At 40.1% G+C, this 18,022-nt stretch carries 12 protein-coding genes; 7 read left to right on the top strand and 5 right to left on the bottom strand.

The features are described 5' to 3' along the window. Nucleotides 1–431 precede the first annotated feature (431 nt). Complete coding sequence (locus ACZZZK_RS14140; RefSeq protein WP_463484696.1) at nt 432–800, bottom strand: winged helix-turn-helix transcriptional regulator; 369 nt, start codon at nt 798–800, stop codon at nt 432–434. Between the two features lie 94 nt (nt 801–894). Here ACZZZK_RS14140 and ACZZZK_RS14135 point away from each other — a divergent pair, with 94 nt between their 5' ends. Further along, nucleotides 895–1,443, top strand: a complete 549-nt coding sequence (locus ACZZZK_RS14135; protein WP_463484695.1) for an NAD(P)H-dependent oxidoreductase — start codon at nt 895–897, stop codon at nt 1,441–1,443. A gap of 155 nt (nt 1,444–1,598) precedes the next feature. On the opposite strand, the gene ACZZZK_RS14130 is transcribed toward ACZZZK_RS14135, so the two are convergent. Continuing rightward, nucleotides 1,599–2,444 (bottom strand): PRC-barrel domain-containing protein, encoded by an 846-nt coding sequence (locus ACZZZK_RS14130; protein ID WP_463484694.1) that lies wholly within the window; start codon nt 2,442–2,444, stop codon nt 1,599–1,601. A 1,476-nt stretch (nt 2,445–3,920) separates the two neighbouring features. On the opposite strand from ACZZZK_RS14130, the gene ACZZZK_RS14125 reads away from it, so the two are divergent. After that, a complete protein-coding gene (locus tag ACZZZK_RS14125) occupies nt 3,921–4,346 on the top strand; it encodes a glycosyl-4,4'-diaponeurosporenoate acyltransferase CrtO family protein (protein ID WP_463484693.1) in 426 nt (141 codons plus the stop codon). A gap of 931 nt (nt 4,347–5,277) precedes the next feature. On the opposite strand, the gene ACZZZK_RS14120 is transcribed toward ACZZZK_RS14125, so the two are convergent. Further along, on the bottom strand, nt 5,278–5,646 hold the full coding sequence (locus tag ACZZZK_RS14120) for a winged helix-turn-helix transcriptional regulator (protein WP_463484692.1): 369 nt from the start codon (nt 5,644–5,646) through the stop codon (nt 5,278–5,280). 94 nt (nt 5,647–5,740) lie between these two features. On the opposite strand from ACZZZK_RS14120, the gene ACZZZK_RS14115 reads away from it, so the two are divergent. Beyond that, nucleotides 5,741–6,271 (top strand): NAD(P)H-dependent oxidoreductase, encoded by a 531-nt coding sequence (locus ACZZZK_RS14115; protein WP_463484691.1) that lies wholly within the window; start codon nt 5,741–5,743, stop codon nt 6,269–6,271. Nucleotides 6,272–6,454: 183 nt separating this feature from the next. On the opposite strand, the gene ACZZZK_RS14110 is transcribed toward ACZZZK_RS14115, so the two are convergent. Next, entirely contained in the window at nt 6,455–7,297 is an 843-nt protein-coding gene (locus ACZZZK_RS14110; RefSeq protein ID WP_463484690.1) for a PRC-barrel domain-containing protein, read from the bottom strand. Between the two features lie 624 nt (nt 7,298–7,921). On the opposite strand from ACZZZK_RS14110, the gene ACZZZK_RS14105 reads away from it, so the two are divergent. The 3 genes from ACZZZK_RS14105 (at nt 7,922) to ACZZZK_RS14095 (ending at nt 13,131) form a co-directional block, all read left to right on the top strand. After that, complete coding sequence (locus tag ACZZZK_RS14105) at nt 7,922–9,271, top strand: ATP-binding protein (protein WP_463484689.1); 1,350 nt, start codon at nt 7,922–7,924, stop codon at nt 9,269–9,271. 1,729 nt (nt 9,272–11,000) lie between these two features. Then, complete coding sequence (locus tag ACZZZK_RS14100; protein WP_463484688.1) at nt 11,001–11,594, top strand: hypothetical protein; 594 nt, start codon at nt 11,001–11,003, stop codon at nt 11,592–11,594. 307 nt (nt 11,595–11,901) lie between these two features. After that, the gene (locus tag ACZZZK_RS14095; protein ID WP_463484687.1) at nt 11,902–13,131 is read left to right on the top strand and encodes an AbiH family protein; all 1,230 of its coding nucleotides are present in this window, start codon (nt 11,902–11,904) and stop codon (nt 13,129–13,131) included. On the opposite strand, the gene ACZZZK_RS14090 is transcribed toward ACZZZK_RS14095, so the two are convergent. Beyond that, nucleotides 13,121–14,185 (bottom strand): HNH endonuclease domain-containing protein, encoded by a 1,065-nt coding sequence (locus ACZZZK_RS14090; protein ID WP_463484686.1) that lies wholly within the window; start codon nt 14,183–14,185, stop codon nt 13,121–13,123. The genes ACZZZK_RS14095 and ACZZZK_RS14090 overlap by 11 nt on opposite strands. A gap of 603 nt (nt 14,186–14,788) precedes the next feature. Between ACZZZK_RS14090 and ACZZZK_RS14085 the strand changes: the two genes are divergently transcribed. Then, the gene (locus ACZZZK_RS14085) at nt 14,789–18,022 is read left to right on the top strand and encodes an RNA-directed DNA polymerase (RefSeq protein ID WP_463484685.1); all 3,234 of its coding nucleotides are present in this window, start codon (nt 14,789–14,791) and stop codon (nt 18,020–18,022) included.

Genomic DNA, 18,022 nt, shown 5'->3' with positions numbered 1-18,022 from the left:
CAATCAAGGCTTGGATCTGCTGTCGGGTAAATTCGTCAAAGCGTTTACGGCGGCATCACAAGCTGCGATGAAAAATCGCAGAATACGCGATGCCTTGGCTGGTGGTGTTTGAACGTTGCTGCATAAGCTTTAACGTTTTTCCTCCCGATGGTAAATCGGGACAGGCTCTTCCATCATCTCCTATGCCGGGAAGCAGGGTTATTATAGCAATGAGGAGATCACATTCTTTTACGAGCCTTTCTCTTTAAGGAGAAAGGTGTCGATAGGCGGATAGAGGTTTTTTCCCTTCCATCAGCTCCTATGCCGGAGAGCATAGCGGCCATAGCGAGCGCCTATTTAGGTCACCGTCATCTTGACCGTAGCGGAGAGATCTTTTAAGCTAGGTATCAATCTCGCAAATTGTCGTCCTGAGCGTAGTCATAAATTCCGATCTACGGTTGATTTTTTAACAATGCTCTATGTTCCTCGCCCCAACTTTCCAGGGCTTTGATCACCGCTTTTAGCGCATAACCAATTGGAGTGAGTTCATATTCTACACGGGGCGGAACCTCGGCATAAATTGTTCTGCTGATGATCTTATGCTCCTCCAGCTTTCGAAGTTGTAAGGTTAACATCCGTTCAGTAATGTTGGGTAATTTCTTCCGAAGTTCGCCGAACCTCATTTTTCCACTCAACAACCAGGAGCAAATCACTAAAGTCCACTGGCCGCCGATGATATTCGAGGCGTAGGCTTCCGGACATTCATCCGCCAGGGCGATTTTATTGGCAAAGTTGGTTGATGTTTCTTTGATCTCACTCATTACTTACATTTTATATAGTACCTAACAATTGGCAGGCAATATACAAAACACTTGGTTAGGCAATAACTTTGTAGCATCATAAAAAATGAAAGAAATGAAAACATTAGTCATCGTCACTCATCCCAATATTGCAGAATCCGTCATCAACAAACGATGGATTGAGGAACTGTCTAAATTCCCTGAAAGTTATACCATTCACCAATTGCATCAGGCTTATCCAGATGGAAAAATAGATGTTTTGGCAGAGCAACGCCTGGTTGAACAATATGATCAGATTGTATTTCAGTTCCCCTATTATTGGTTTAATTGCCCGGCGCTGTTAAAGAAATGGCTTGATGAGGTGCTCACCCATGGCTGGGCCTATGGGAGCAAAAGTGGATACCGAATGAAAGGAAAAAAGATTGCTTTGGCGATATCATTAGGCGTAGAAGAAAGTGAGTTAAGTTCTTCCGGCATCTATAAATATCCGCTAAGCGAACTGATTAGACCCTTTGAACTCAGTTTCGAATATGTAAAAGCTGATTATCAGCCACCGTTTGCTTTTTATGGAATGGAACATCAGGTTGATGAAAGCCATATCGATAAAGGCGTATCGTTATACCTGGAATACCTAAAGCATTTATCGGCTGGTCAAACCCTTTAATGTTATTGATCGACAGGCGTAGACGTAACTCGAGGATCATTCAATGACCTTAAGTTAAATCCACTGAAATGCAAAGAACTCACCAATAACGATTGATGAGTTCTTTCAATTAGCAAATCACCAAAGGCTGATCTCGTTGCTAACCAGTATTATTTTTACTGACTAGTATTTGAATGGTTGTGTGCCGCAATGGATTGACCTAAACTGCTTACCAGGTTTTCATCCAGGTGATCCATCGTACGCCACTTTGTACCTTCATGACCCGGTTCAGCATAGATTACGCCAATTTTGTTTTCACCTTGAAAAATGCGGTAAGTACCGTTCTCCTGTGGCGAAATGGTGTAAATTCCCTGCCCTGCGGTTACCGTAAAATCTGAATGTTCTGATACAGCAGCGGGCTTCACCTCGTCGTGCTCCACCTTATTTTCCTCCGCATGCTCTACCAACTGATGAATGGTGTGTCGTTCTTCTTCGCGGTTTTCAATGGCCGCATCAGAAATTACTCCAGAAGGTGAAGTTTCCTGCCTTCTCGAGATCACATTACCACGATCGAAATGATGATGCGCATAAAAATCTGCAGGATCAAGCTCGTGAATTTCTTCTTCTATGCGTAATGCCGCCGGACTTCCAATGGCTGATCTGATTTGCATTTCGGTGTCTCTCGTCACCTCGCCTATGATGTAGCGGGGCATGGCATTGTACTGATCTTCATGCAAAACAGGGATCACCACCTCCTTTTTATCCTCGCCTAAGTTGGCAAACCCAATCGGGATCAGGATGGCTTTGTCTTCTATTGCAGTGTGTTGATCATTAAGGTCAACAATGATATAACGAACCGCATTTTGCTCCGGATCAAACAGTAAATCCCGCACTTTTCCTACAGGTGTTTGGCTTTCATCAACCACCGGCCAACCTGTAATATCTGCCTGTCCATCTGTAATCACGTAATCCTCATGGGCTAATTCTCTGAGGTTTAAATAAGTTATATTTCCTGAATTCATGTTTAATATTTAAGAGGATAAAAAATCTCATCCATCTTTTAAACATTACCTCAGGTAAATGGTTTTGGTTTATTCAACCGATTTGTAGGTACTAGAAATTTCGTCTTCTGTCCCTAAAACATTCAACCAATCCCTCATCCTTAACTCGACTGGGGATCTTTAAGCAAAAGGACTAAACTAGAATTTTGTCTTCTATATTTTTGATTCAGAAAAACGCAACCGCCTGCAATTCGACTTTGCTTTGCCTCCTAATAAGGCCAACGCAGAACATCTCCGTTAACCTTCAATCCGGCCTGATTCCAAAGGAATCCCATTGGGACAAATTCTTGGGGATGCACCGTCAAGGCCTAAGCAGAAACTTGAATACAAGAATTTTAAGCCGGTGTTTTTTGTTGCTTTTTGACATCAAAAAGCAAAAAGCCTGTCCGGCCAGGACAAATAAAGTCTAACCTGATATCCTTTAAACACTTGAAAGCCTAAACACACTCAACACATCCGTCATCCTCAGCTTGACTGGGGATCTTAAAGCACGAGCACAACTTAAATTTCAATTAACCATATAAGGCATATAGAACATATAAGTTTTTCTTTCTCAAATTCCAATCCAGTTTATAATCTAAAAACCCACAACGTCAGCCTTTAACCCTAAGGACGTCATTGCCTGCCTGCGGTAGGCGGGTGAAGGAAGTGCCTTCCGCTGACTGCGACAATCTCCTCTTTTACGCCGCATTTCCATTCAGCAAACCTTTCCAATCAATCCCATCCAACAAATCCCCTCAACAAATCCGTCATCTCGACCGCAGCGGAGAGATCTTTTAAGCTCAATCTCGTCCGTTGTCATCCTGAGCTTGTCGAAGGATCTCTTTTTCTCCTATACGGCATCAAACCAGTTTTAAACCATATAGGTATATAGTACATATAGCCTTTCTCCATTCATCATCCGCAATGCAGGAAGCCACCACATGAATCTTTCTGCTCATCCTCATCTCCTCCAACCAATCCGTTATCTAGACCGCAGTGGAGAGATCTTTTAAGCTGAATCTCGTCCGTTGTCATCCTGAGCTTGTCGAAGGACCTCTTCTTTTTCTCCTTGACGATTCAAACCAGTTTTAAACCATATAGGTATATAGTAAATATAGCCTTTCTCCATTCATCATCCGCAATGCAGGAAAACCACCACAGGAATCTTTCTGCTCATCGTCATCTCCTCCACCAGTCCGTCATCTCGACCGCAGCGGAGAGATCTTTTAAGCTCAATCTCGTCCGTTGTCATCCTGAGCGTAGTCGAAGGATCTCAAAGCAAATTAAATTTCCCCCTCTCCATAGTAAAAACTCAGCAGTTCGCTTCAAGAAAAAAAGAATCATAAATTTTTCACTATTTTCGATTGTTCATCCAACTAAAAACGACGATTCTCCCATATGATCAGGTATTTCACTTTCAGCTTATCTATTGCCTTTATCTCCTGGATTGTTGGCATGATCATCACCGCACTGCTTTCCAAAACCAATTTTTATCAGCAACGACTCTCCAGCCTCAACTTCCTTAGCAGCGAAAAGCTCAATACGGCACTCGGAATGCAACCTTTTAAATGGATTATCCTGCATAGCTTTTTTAAATATTTTAACCCGAAGCTATCCCTTAGTAAAAAAATAAAGGCAAGCGAATTAGAAACGTACAGGGAGGAAATGATGAAGGCAGAACTTAACCACCTATTTGCCTTCTTATTTATGGTGCCTTTCATCTTATTCAGACTGTATCAGGGGCTGTATTGGCTTGCCCTAGTGATGCTGTTCGTCAATCTGATTATGAACCTCTACCCAACGTTATTACAACAGCAAAACAAAAGGCGAATCGACCGTTATCTTCAGATATTGAAACAGCGATCTGCTTCACTCATTTAAAACTCCTTTAGGTTTAATTAACCATATAGGCATAGAGAACATATAAGTATTCCAAAATACCTTACGTTATTGCCTGCCTATGGTAGGCGGGCGAGGCTGGATTAGAGCGAGCCGAAGCAATCCCCTCGTTTACGCCGGATTTCCATTCAGCAAATCCTTCCAATCAACCCCATCCAACAAATTCCCGCAACCAATCCGTCATCCTCAGCTTGACTGGGGATCTTAAAGCAAATAAAGAAACTCCTCTGGTGCAATTAACCATATAGGCATATAGAACATATAGGTTTTCTTTAAACTAATCTGAAGGAAATCTATCCTCGACCGTAGCGGAGAGATCTTTTAAGCTAGGTATCAATCTCGCAACTTGTCATCCTGAGCGTAGTCGAAGAATCTCTTTCGCCTCATCGGCGGCGGCCTCTTACCTTTTTCTTGATAAAAAGGTATCCAAACCGAGCTCTTCAGCGAGCTCATTGATACCTTTAAAAACATATAAACTATTAATAACATCAAGGCTTCCCGATGAATCGGGACGCGTGCATCTGCTGTCGGGTACATTCGTCAAAGCGTTTATAACGGCATCACAAGCTGCGATGAAGAATCGCAGAATACGCGATGCCTTGGCTGGTGGTGTTTGAACGTTGCTGCATAAGCTTTAACGTTTTCCCTCTTCCATCATCTCCTATGCCAGGAAGCAGGGTTATTATAGCAATGAGGAGATGACATTCTTTTACGAGCCTTTCTCTTTAAGGAGAAAGGTGCCGATAGGCGGATAGAGGTTTTTCCCCCTTCCATCATCTCCTATGCCGGGAAGCATAGCGGCCATAGCGAGCGCCTATTTAGGTCACCGTCATCTCGACCGTAGCGGAGAGATCTTTTAAGCTAGGTATCAATCTCGCAACTTGTCATCCTGAGCGTAGTCATAAATTCCGATCTACTGTTGATTTTTTAACAATGCTCTATGTTCTTCGCCCCAGCTTTCCAGGGCTTTGATCACCGGTTTTAGCGCATAACCTATTGGAGTAAGTTCATATTCTACACGGGGCGGAACCTCGGCATAAATTGTTCTGCTGATGATCTTATGCTCCTCCAGCTTTCGAAGTTGTAAGGTTAACATTCGTTCAGTAATGTTGGGTAATTTCTTCCGAAGTTCACCGAACCTCATTTTTCCACTCAACAACCAGGAGCAAATCACTAAAGTCCACTGGCCGCCGATGATATTCGAGGCGTAGGCTTCCGGACATTCATCCGCCAGGGCGATTTTATTGGCAAAGTTGGTTGATGTTTCTTTGATCTCACTCATTACTTACATTTTATATAGTACCTAACAATTGGCAGGCAATATACAAAACACCTGGTTAGGCAATAACTTTGTAGCATCATAAAAAACGAAAGAAATGAAAACATTAATCATCGTCACTCATCCCAATATTGCAGAATCCGTTATCAACAAAAGATGGATTGAGGAACTGTCTAAATTCCCTGAAAGTTATACCATTCACCAATTGCATCAGGCTTATCCAGATGGAAAAATAGATGTTTTGGCAGAGCAACGCCTGATTGAACAGTATGATCAGATTGTATTTCAGTTCCCCTATTATTGGTTTAATTGCCCTGCGCTGTTAAAGAAATGGCTGGATGAGGTGCTCACCCATGGCTGGGCCTATGGCAGCAAAAGTGGATACCGAATGAAAGGAAAAAAGATTGCTTTGGCGATATCATTAGGTGTAGAAGAAAGTGAGTTAAGTTCTTCTGGCGTCTATAAATATCCACTAAGCGAATTGATTAGACCCTTTGAACTCAGTTTTGAATATGTAAAAGCTAATTATCAGCCACCGTTTGCTTTTTATGGAATGGAACATCAGGTTGATGAAAGCCATATTGCTAAAGGCGTAGCGTTATACCTGGAATACTTAAAGCATTTATAAATTGATCGAACCTTCTAATTGTGCTGATCGACAGGCCATCAGGTAAATGGGAGATTACGGACCGTACGTACTGAAGATTTAAATCCACTGAAACGCAAAGAACTCACCAATAACGATTGATGAGTTCTTTCAATTAGCAAATCACCAAAGGCTGATCTCTTTGCTACCCGCTATTTATTTCTACTAAACAGCATTTGAATCGTTGTGCGCCGCAATGGATTGACCTAAACTGCTTACCAGGTTTTCATCCAGGTGATCCATCGTACGCCACTTTGTACCTTCATGACCCGGTTCAGCATAGATTACACCAATTTTGTTTTCACCTTGAAAAATGCGGTAAGTACCGTTCTCCTGTGGCGAAATGGTGTAAATCCCTTGCCCGGCGGTTACCGTAAAATCTGCATGTTCTGATACAGCAGCGGGCTTCAGCTCGTCGTGCTCCACTTTGTTTTCCTCCGCATGTTCTATCAACTGATGAATGGTGTGTCGTTCTTCTTCGCGGTTTTCAATGGCCGCATCATAAATTACTCCAGATGGCGAAGTTTCCTGCCTTCTTGAAATCACATTACCACGATCGAAATGATGATGTGCATAAAAATCTGCAGGATCAAGCTCATGAATTTCTTCTTCTATGCGTAATGCCGCCGGACTTCCAATGGCTGATCTGATTTGCATTTCGGTGTCTCTCGTCACCTCGCCTATGATGTAGCGGGGCATGGCATTGTACTGATCTTCATGCAAAACAGGGATCACCACCTCCTTTTTATCCTCGCCTAGGTTGGCAAACCCGATCGGGATCAAGATGGCTTTATCTTCTATTGCAGTGTGTTGATCATTAAGGTCAACAATGATATAACGAACCGCATTTTGCTCCGGATCGAATAGTAAATCCCGCACTTTTCCGACAGGTGTTTGGCTTTCATCAACCACCGGCCAACCTGTAATATCTGCCTGTCCATCTGTAATCACGTAATCCTCATGGGCTAATTCTCTGAGGTTTAAATAAGTTATATTTCCTGAATTCATGTTTAATATTTAAGAGGATAAAAAATCTCATCCATCTTTTAAACATTACCTCAGGTAAATGGTTTTGGTTTATTCAACCGATTTTTAGGCGCTAGAAAATTTAGTCTTCTGGTGCCCCACTTGTGAATAAGTGGATCAAAAGTGGAGCATAGTTAATGCGTAATTCAAAATGAGCAAAATTGGAATTAAAACAAAAAGCGGTTGAAATAAATTTCACTGCGCTCTTATATAGTCTCGACGAAACCAAAACAAGCTTTATTTAAACAATCTACTGACTAACAATTACTTGCAAAACACAATTACGACTCACTAACGATCTAAAATGACTGTTATTGGGCTCAAATGTTATCACTTAAATTTGCGAAATGAATTCGTTTAACACAAGAAAAATCATCTAAACACAACCAGCTACGAAATATCAAGAAAATTAATAAATGGCTTTCGCGAACATTTCAGTAACAACAATACATACACTTACCCTAATTCTATTACAATTACTAATAAAATTCACCCTAATTCTGTGATAGAAAAATGATTAATTAACCCTAATTTTGTGACGAAATATTCACTATTTAACCCTAATTTTGTAACAATAAGTAGTTTTGGAATTAAAGTTTTTGTCAAATGTTCGATAGGATAATATTTACAGAGTTAGAAAAATGGCTTATCAAATCAAATCGTAAGCCATTGGTGATACGAGGCGCTAGACAGGTGGGTAAGACGACTGTTGTTGAGCAATTTTCAAAAAAATTTAAGCAGTACATCTATCTCAATCTCGAGCTTGCTGTGGACAGAAAGCCTTTTGAAGAGTTCACAACGATCGAATTACTTGTGCAGTCTTTGTTTTTTATTAAAAATCAATCACTTACCCAAAGAAACGATACACTTTTGTTTATCGATGAAATACAGGAAGTGCCTGAGGCCTTAAACATTCTACGTTATTTTTATGAAGACCAACCAGGGATTGCGGTAATAGCCGCGGGTAGTATGCTCGAAACGTTATTTGATAAAAACATTAGCTTTCCGGTTGGTAGAGTGGAATATATGGTTTTAAGACCTGTTTCTTTTCCAGAATTTTTGAGTGCTATGGATGAGCGGGAAGCGATAAATTATTTACAACAGGTACCCGCACCAACCTTTACACATGATAAACTCATGCAGCTATTTCATACCTATGCACTTATAGGGGGAATGCCGGAAGTTATTGCAGCGTATAGTAAAAACAAAGATTTACTGGAATTGTCATCAATCTTCGATTCGTTGATTACGGCATACATGGACGATGTTGAGAAATATGCAGGGACAAATGCACAGGCATTACATATAGGTCATGCGATAAGGGCATCATTTGGACGGGCCGGTCAGCGTATTAAATTTGAAGGTTTTGGAAATTCGCCCTACCGGTCCAGGGATATGGGAGAAGCATTAAGAACGCTGGAAAAGGCGCTGTTAATTGAGCTCATTTACCCGTCAAGTGATGTAAAATTGCCTTTGCTGCCAGACTATCGGAAATCTCCAAGGCTTCAGGTGCTGGATAGTGGAATGCTTAATTATTTTGCTGGTATACAGACAGAGGTTTTAGGAACTGATGATTTAAATAAAGTTTATCAAGGGACCTTGATTGAGCACTTGGTTGGTCAGGAGTTACTAGCCACACAGTTTAAATCCTTAAGTGCACTCCATTTTTGGGTGCGGGAGAAAACTACTTCAAGTGCGGAGGTTGACTATGTTGTACCTTTTGAAGGGCAACTAATTCCGGTAGAAGTGAAATCAGGAGCTGAAGGTAAATTAAAATCTTTGCATATGTTTATGGATCTGTCCCCACATAATATGGCCATCCGATTTTATGCAGGCTCGCTGCACATTACCGACGCCGTTACCCCCGGCGGAAAGAAATATAAACTATTGAACCTCCCTTATTATCTGGTATCTCAAATCGAGAATTACCTAACCTGGTTCAAAACGCAAATTTAGATTAGCAAGCTTACACGAATTTTTTCAAAAGAGATAAGCTCTATCGCAGGCGGGTGAAGGGAGCGCCTTCCGCTGACTGCGACAATGTTCTCGTTTACGCAAATAATCCCTTCAACAATTCCGTCATCCTCAGCTTGACTGGGGATCTTAAAGCACAAGGACGACATAAATTTCAATTAACCATATAAGGCATATAGAACATATAAGTTTCTCTTTTTCCTTCCATCAAAACCAACTCAATCATCCTCGTGTAGGTGAGGATCTTAATTAACCATTAAGGCATCAAGAACATTTAGAATTTATTCAATCTGTCATCCTCAACACCCCCAACGTCATTCCTTAACCCTAAGGCCGTCATTGCCTGCCTGCGGTGGCGGGTGAAGGAAGCGCCTTCCGCTGACTGCGACAATCTTCTTGTTTACACAAAAATCCCTTCAACAAATCCGTCATCCTCAGCTCGACTGGGGATCTTAAAGGATAAGGACGACATAAATTTCAATTAACCATATAGGCATATAGAACATATAAGTTTTTCTTTCTCAAATTCCAATCCAGTTTATAATCTAAAGACCCACAATGTCAGCCTTTAACCCTAAGGACGTCATTGCCTGCCTGCGGTAGGCGGGCGAGGCTGGGGTAGAGCGAGCCGAAGCAATCTCCTCTTTTACGCCGCATTTCCATTCAGCAAACCTTTCCAATCAATCCCATCCAACAAATCCCCTCAACAAATCCGTCATCCTCAGCTCGACTGGGGATCTTAAAGCACGAGGACAACTTAAATTTCAATTAACCATATAAGGCATATAGAACATATAAGTTTTTCTTTCTCAAATTCCAATCCCATTTATAATCTAAAAACCCAAAATGTCAGCCTTTAACCCTAAGGACGTCATTGCCTGCCTGCGGTAGGCGGGCGAGGCTGGGTTAGAGCGAGCCGAAGCAATCTCCTCTTTTACGCCGCATTTCCATTCACCAAACCTTTCCAATCAACCCCATCCAACAAATCCCCTCAACAAATCCGTCATCTCAACCGTAGCGGAGAGAGCTTTTAAGCCAGGTATTAATCTCGCCAGTTGTCATCCTGAGCGTAGTCGAAGGATCTCTTTCGCCTCATCGGCGGGGCCTCTTACCTATTTCTTTATAACAAGGTAACCAAACCGAGCCTTTCAGCGAGGTCATTAATACCTTTAAAAAAACATATAAACTATTAATAACACCAAGGCTTCCCGATGAATCGGGACACGTGCATCTGATGTCGGCTATCCTCGTTGAAACTTCCATCATCCCCTATGCCAAGAAGCAGGGCGACTATAGCAATGAGAAGATGACATTCTTTTACGAGCCTTTCTCTTTAAGGAGAAAGGTGCCGATAGGCGGATAGAGGTTTTTCCCCCTTCCATCAGCTCCTATGCCGGAAAGCAGAGCGGCCATAGCAATATACAGAAATACCAATCCGTCATCTCGACCGCAGCGGAGAGATCTTTTAAGCCAATTTTTAGCTTCGTCGCTTGTCATCCTGAGCGTAGCCGAAGGATCATTTCAATCATTTCTCTCGCCTTATCGGCGGCGGCCTCCTTCTTTGTTCTTGATAACAAATAAGCAGAACCGAGCCCTTCAGCGAGCTCATTAATACCTTAAAAAACAGTAACCAAATATTAATACCTCAAGGCTTGAATCTTTACACTTCATACCAGAAAGTTTTTTCCGCACAATATGGTAACTTCACAACATGAAAATAATCTTTTTAGCGCTCGCATTGCTCTTTTGTAGTCAGGCAGGCTTTTCTCAGGAAAGCATCTGGACGAAACAACGTAAAATTTCCGAGGTGATCGATTTTGAAAAGAAACTTGATCCAGATACAAAATTTCTTTCAAAAAATGTCTGGCTTTCCAAGGAATACTATCCCCTTGCAGATCTTTATAAGACTGTTAACCCCGTTATTGTACAGCGTAAGCCGCTTGGTGTGCTCCCGGTTTATGCAGAATATTTTTACACGCCAAATGATTCGCTATTGCGCCTGGTTTCTTACGACTGGGAAACAGGGCGTTATGCTGACCTAAAAGATATGCTGGAGAGCCGCAAAGAACAGGCGGGAAAATCGGAAATCTATTTCAAAGAATATGAACGGATCAGACAGCAGCTCATTAAATCATTTGGCAAACCTGATCAGGCTGATGAAAAGCCAAAAACAGTGAATGATGAAGGACAAAAATATCTTAATCAGAATACGCTTTGGGAGACTGATGACCTCCATGCTGATCTGAACCTGATTTTTTCTGCCGGAACGCAGCGAATCAGGCTCACCCTTTATTGGAAAAAATAGTTAATAATAAATCCATACTCAATGATTGATTGCAGTCAAACCTTGCCGTTCAATTTCATCCGTTTAATCAAATCAGACAATAGCGGAAGGTATTAAACCGCAAAGCCCGGTACATATCTTGATGGATCGGGCTTCGAAACTCAGCACTCCGAAACTGGCAGTGTAAGTAGAACAAATATACCTTTTTTGATTAGCTTTAGAAACATTTTAACCCTCTTGAACACATCCCTCCAAAAATACCTTAAAGCCTTTAGCCACCTTAAGCAAGGGCAAAAAAATCTGATACAACCAAAAAACTTTCACTATTATGAACAGATTAATATTAGTTGGCAACGGTTATGATCTAGCTCATGGTTTAAAAACAAGCTATAAAGATTTTATAATCTGGCACTTAACAAAATCACTTGGCTGCGTAGGATATTCCCCAAAAATTCATGAAGACAGATTGTTAAAAATCACCTTTAAAGATTTAAATTCTTTTAATGATTTCTTTTCTGCCATTAGGTCAGGTTCATTTACGTATAAAGTAACGAAACAAGATGTTAAGGATTTTATAGCTAATCATTTTGAAGAACAAACTATAAAAGCACTTTTGAATATTGATGAAGATAATGTACCCGAACCCATAAGGGTAAGTGACGACGATTTTCATCCGATGATTAATTACCGTGGTTACCCTTTCCGTATTCATATTAAATCTGATTTTTTAAGAAGCTTAATAATTAATTGCCAAGATTGCAATTGGGTGGATATTGAAAATGAATATTTCGACCAGCTCAAGCTTTGTAGGTATAAGGATGATTTCGATATGAAAAAGGTAAGGCAATTAAATAGCGACTTCGCTTACATCAAGAAAGAATTAGAGGAGTACTTAGCCTTGCAGCAAGAAAAAGTAAATATCATACCAAAGCTTTTAACTGCGATGGGCAGTAAATTTGATATTGAAGATTTTGAACCATTAATGGGCTATGAAAACGCTAGGTTGGAATTGGGATATGATAAAACATTAAAACCAGAAATGACCCATAAATTGTACTTCCTTAATTTCAATTATACTGATAGCGTAGAGCCCTATCTTAATGCTTTAAACTCAACAAGGACAGATTTTTCAAATATAGAAATAAATTATATCCACGGGCAGTTGAATAAAACGGATAATCCAATAATTTTTGGTTTTGGCGATGAGCATGACAAGCAGTATCTGGAATTTGAAGAGAATCGAAATAATGAACTTTTTGAGCATATCAAATCTTACCAATACCTACACACACCCAACTACCGCAATTTACTAAAGTTCTTAAATAGTGGCTGCTATCAGGTGCTTGTAATGGGCCATTCTTGTGGATTGTCAGATCGAACCATGTTTAAAGAAATTTTTGAACACGAAAATTGCAAGGCGATCAGGTTATTTCATTACAACGGCGATTTTCACGACAAGGTTATCAATGTAAGTAAGCATTTCAGTAACAAAGGGCACATGCGTAAACTCATTGTTGATTATAAGGTTTCCGATGCTTTTCCACAAATTACAAGATAATGATCTCCCGCATATACTCAAAACCGTTATTACTTGCAATTGTAATCAAGGGCGCAATAGTGCTTTTAAATTTCAGCTTATAGGCATCCGGTAATTGCTGCACACTGCTCAAATCGGGGAAAATGCTTAAATAATCTTCCAGGAGTTTATCTTTCGGCAGCTTATATTTAATAATTTCAATCGCCGTTTTTTGTAACCCATAAAATGCATCGAAGTACTTTTCCAGCCTTGGCAGCTTATCCGATTTAGTACTGTTGAAAGACGGACAGGCCGGAATCAGGTTCCAGAATAAATCATGCGATACAAAAGCATAAGGAATAAAATGTTCTACGGCAAAGCTATTTTTCTGTAGCCTGGTATTAGTGTAAATGCAATCTACCCCACCTAACTCGTCTATCACCACATCCCATACTTTGCGCTGCTTAGCCAGGCCATTTCTTTTTGCAAGTTTAACCAGTTTGTTTGGGATATCGGGAACATTAGGGTTGTGCTTCTGAAGATATAAACTCAGTTTCCAGTAACAAAAGCTTTTCAAAACCCCCGCATTGGTTCGGAGATAATCAATCCAGATCGGATTAATGATAATATGGGTTTGCTCCAGCGCATACAAACAATCGTTTTCAAATTGCTGTGAAGTTAATTGCACTTTATTACGTTTCTCCGCTATCTCCGGAAACCACGGACTTAAAAATCGATGGGGCACCTGCTTATCAAAATGCCACAACAGTTTTTGCGTAAGCAGAAGATTACTCTGGCTTATCCGATGTTTAATATGCGCCCTATCCGCATCAATGCTGATGTTCTCAAGTGCTGCTATTTCTTTTACCTTTTCGTGTAGCTGATCCTGCTTGCCAAAGTTGATTTTAAAGTAATTAATGGTGTACCAGCTGGCAGCTACCATCCCGGCAAATAACCTTTGCTTGGGGATATGGTACTCTCTCTGCTCTACTTCCTCTAAAATGGATAGAAACCAATAGAATTTATAGGCCGCAGCAGTATTGTTAAAACTGGCAACTAAAAGGTTTACAGGCAGTCGTTCATCATTAGAGTTCATTCAAGGCACAAGATAACTATTCCCTGGCTAATATAAAATTGACAGGATATCGCCTGGGGTTATGAAATCTTAACGAAGTCGCTAGAAAAAAATTAACGCATTCATTACTTTAATCAAAGATCCGCAGCTTGAAAAATAGCACACAGGAGCTTACCGACCAAAATTGTATTTAATGCGCAAGTTTTGTGTTTGTAATTTAGGTCTAACACTTTATATCTACCGCACCATTACGATAGGTAGATAACACACATTTGGCATGGCCTAACCTCATATTTCTACTAGAATAGATTAAAAGCCGATAGTCTGTACGAATATTGAATCGAGCGCTAGCTTTAACGAGAGCACAAAAAACATATTAGTATTTTGCTGATTTGGCCGGGTCAGCGCTTAATAACCTTTTTTTTTGAATAGTCCTTAAAATCAATATCTTTAAAAAAAATTTAACAATGACGCTCCCATACTCAATACATCTAAAAGAATTTCTTTAGCGGCAACAGCACTATCTTATAAGTAGACCACTAACCTTTATTTATTAATTGCCTTGAGGGTAGGTTTTAAACTTCTTAAGCTTATCTATTTTCCAATATTAAACTAACAGTTGCTATGGATTTTTACGATTTCAATAAAGAACTCATTTTTACCGCATACAAAAAACTTAAGCATTATTACTACTATGACAACACAACTTTAGTTACTCGCCAGAGGATTGCTGCTTTTGAAGGTAAATATCTATCTAAGCTTAATAAGAAAGAACTTAAGGAAAAGCTTAAAACACTTGTAGATGACCAGCTGCGTGCTATTAGCAATGGAATAGTAGATATCCATCCTTATATATTGCCAAAAAAGATTAAAAGGTCTGAAAGTGATATCATTAGTAACTATAAAGACCAAACCGAGATTTTCGAAGTTGAAAGGCTCAATATTCTAGCTGACGCTAACGTTGAGATACATATTATTTGTACTATTTGGGTAATGATGGTCGGGCGGTATCTATCAAAAAGTGTTGGTGAAAACAATTACGCTTATCGTATGACCTTGGATATCAATGAAGAAAATGACCTTCCTTGGGAGAACTTAAAGCTATACGAACCATATTTCGTCCAGTATCAAAAATGGCGAGATTTAGCTATAGAGAAGGCTGAAGCATTAATGGATGAAAAACGTAATGTGACAATGCTAAGCCTGGACATCAAAGACTACTTCCACAGCGTAGACTTAGACTTTGAAGAGCTAGATAGGGACACCAATGACATGATCGATGATCATTACAAGCATTCTGTTTGGAAGCAAAAGAAAAACCATATCTATAAAAGAAAACAGGCCGCAGGGTTTCTTAACCGACAGCTTCACCAAATTCATAAAATTTACGCTAATCGATTAGAATCCTATCATCCCAAAAAACTAAGTGAAACCCGTGGCCTCCCACTTCCAATAGGACTCATTTCCTCAGGGCTACTTGGCAATTATTACCTAAACCTAATCGACAAACAGCTAATTGAGCAGCTGAATCCAGCTTTCTATGGCCGCTACGTGGATGATCTAATGTTTGTGTTTTCTGACCTGAGTGCTACTAAACGCAAGGTGACCTCCACTATAAATACCTTTATCAACCAGCATTTGGTAAAGAGGGGAATACTTGAGTTCTCTAACGCCAAAAAATATGATCGCTTTTTTAACGAAAAAGGCGATTACATAGATAACCCTAGTGAAAAAAAAGAATACGTCATCGAGCACATTGACGAAAAAACCATTGATAAAATTCTCGTCAAGAACCTCACATATAAACTCAAAAGTGAACCTGGGCTGGAAATTCAGTCTGCTAAAGTGGTGATGCATTTTTTTGATTACCGCGAATCCAAAGCGGCACTGAATATCTTTAAAATGAAACTTGAAGAACAGCGAAGCGAGTTCAGGTTTTTACCCGATGAAGATGAAGTAAGCGAAGATTTTGATAAAGGTGCATTCTCCTTACAATACAACGATTCTGTAAACAAATTTCGAAGTATCCAGGACTTTACGGAGGATAAATACGGCGCATCAAAATTTTTGGCAAAGAAAATATTTGCTCGTAACTTTGGTAACAAGGAAAATGATGACAAGACTGATCAGCAGATTCTCACATTTTTCAAAGAACGCATTGCCATCAGCTTTTTTTCTCTTTGGGAAAAGGTAGCCACTTACTTTGTCGTTTGTGGCCAAGGTGAAAATCTGGTTAAATTTAAAAGAAACGTCGAGCTTGCCATTGCCCGTGTAAGTTATATTTCGCTTGAAAGTGATGAAGAAGAAAAAGAATTAACACTCAAACTCAAAGAGCAATTACTAGAACAGCTCCGGATTGCAATAGCCATTCCTCTTGCCCTAAATCCAAACTTAAAAAAGGTGGCTGCAACTAAGCAGGAACTACATGAATTTAAGTACCTGCGTGAAGTCTATGTCATGCCCATTCGTATTAGTAACCTATTTCGGCAATCATTAGTAAACTTGCCATTCCTGAATTACACAAAGTTTCTTTATACCAAGCAAAGCTTGCTTAGTTTTAACCCCGATTTCCTTAATATGGATGAACCCAAGCTAGTGGAAAAAGGGTTGGGCCTATTGGCTCCAAATTATGTTCCATTCCACGAAGTAAACATTTTTCAGATTGCCCTAGTTGTCAACACGTTAAATCGCAAACGACTTAAAAATAGTTTGCCAATCATTACCCCTGACAAGGCCGATCAAACCCAAGCGCTAGACATTATAAACCGAATACCTGACATAGCATTTAATCATTATTATAAAGTAAATTACCATTGGAAAAAAATAAGGCGAAATAAACAAGAGCTCAAATCAACCTATTTTGATATACAGCCAGCCGGCAACTACGATGGCAAACCGACGCATATTAACATTGAAGTGAAAGGAGAGAGAGATGCCGGTTTTGACAATGACCAGGTAAATAAAAAAGTCGCCATTGCCAACATGAAAGTCAACGGCAAGAATATCAAGTCTAGCATCCGCAAGCAACCAAATTTAAGCAAGGCCAGACGAAAAGAGGTTTTTCAGTTATTGAACATGGCTGACAAAAACGACGCCGACCTTATTGTATTCCCCGAAGTATCGATTCCCTATGCCTGGATACGCTTACTTGCTGAGCGAAGTCATAAACGCTATATGGGTATAATTGCAGGACTTGAGCATTGGATTAATGGCCATAACTTCGCCTTTAATTTTATGGTGACTATACTGCCTTTCAAAGTACATCACTATACTACATCTTTAATTAAAATTCGCTTAAAAAACCATTATTCACCATCCGAGGCCGCCCTGCTGGGTGGAAACAGATTATTGGTGCCCGGAGAAACTATTAAAGAATATCCTAAAATGTATGACCTTTTTCATTGGCGAAAAACATATTTTTCAGTCTACAATTGCTTTGAACTGGCTAACATCAACCATCGAGGAATTTTTAAATCCAAGGTTGATTTTCTTATCGCTTCAGAATACAACCCCGATACCAATTATTTCTCCGATGTTGCGGGTTCTTGGGTCCGGGATATACACTGTTTTTTTATCCAGGTCAATTCTTCAGATTTTGGAGACTCAAGACTAATTCAACCCTCAAAATCTTATTCCAAAGATCTAATTCAAGTCAAAGGTGGCGTCAACTCCACCGTATTGGTAGGAGAATTGAATATCACCCAACTCCGCGAATTCCAATACGTAGAACATAATCTTCAACGCGATATGATTGAAAAAGGAGGTGTCGACCTAAAACCTACTCCGCCAGATTTTGATACATGTGCTGTTGCAAAACGCATACATAACAAAGGCTTAAACCCAAAGCAAAAAAAATAG

The organism is Pedobacter sp. AC163 (genome assembly GCF_979258665.1).
The sequence above is the reverse complement of the archived record's forward strand: the minus strand, read 5'-3'. Positions and strand labels throughout refer to the sequence as shown.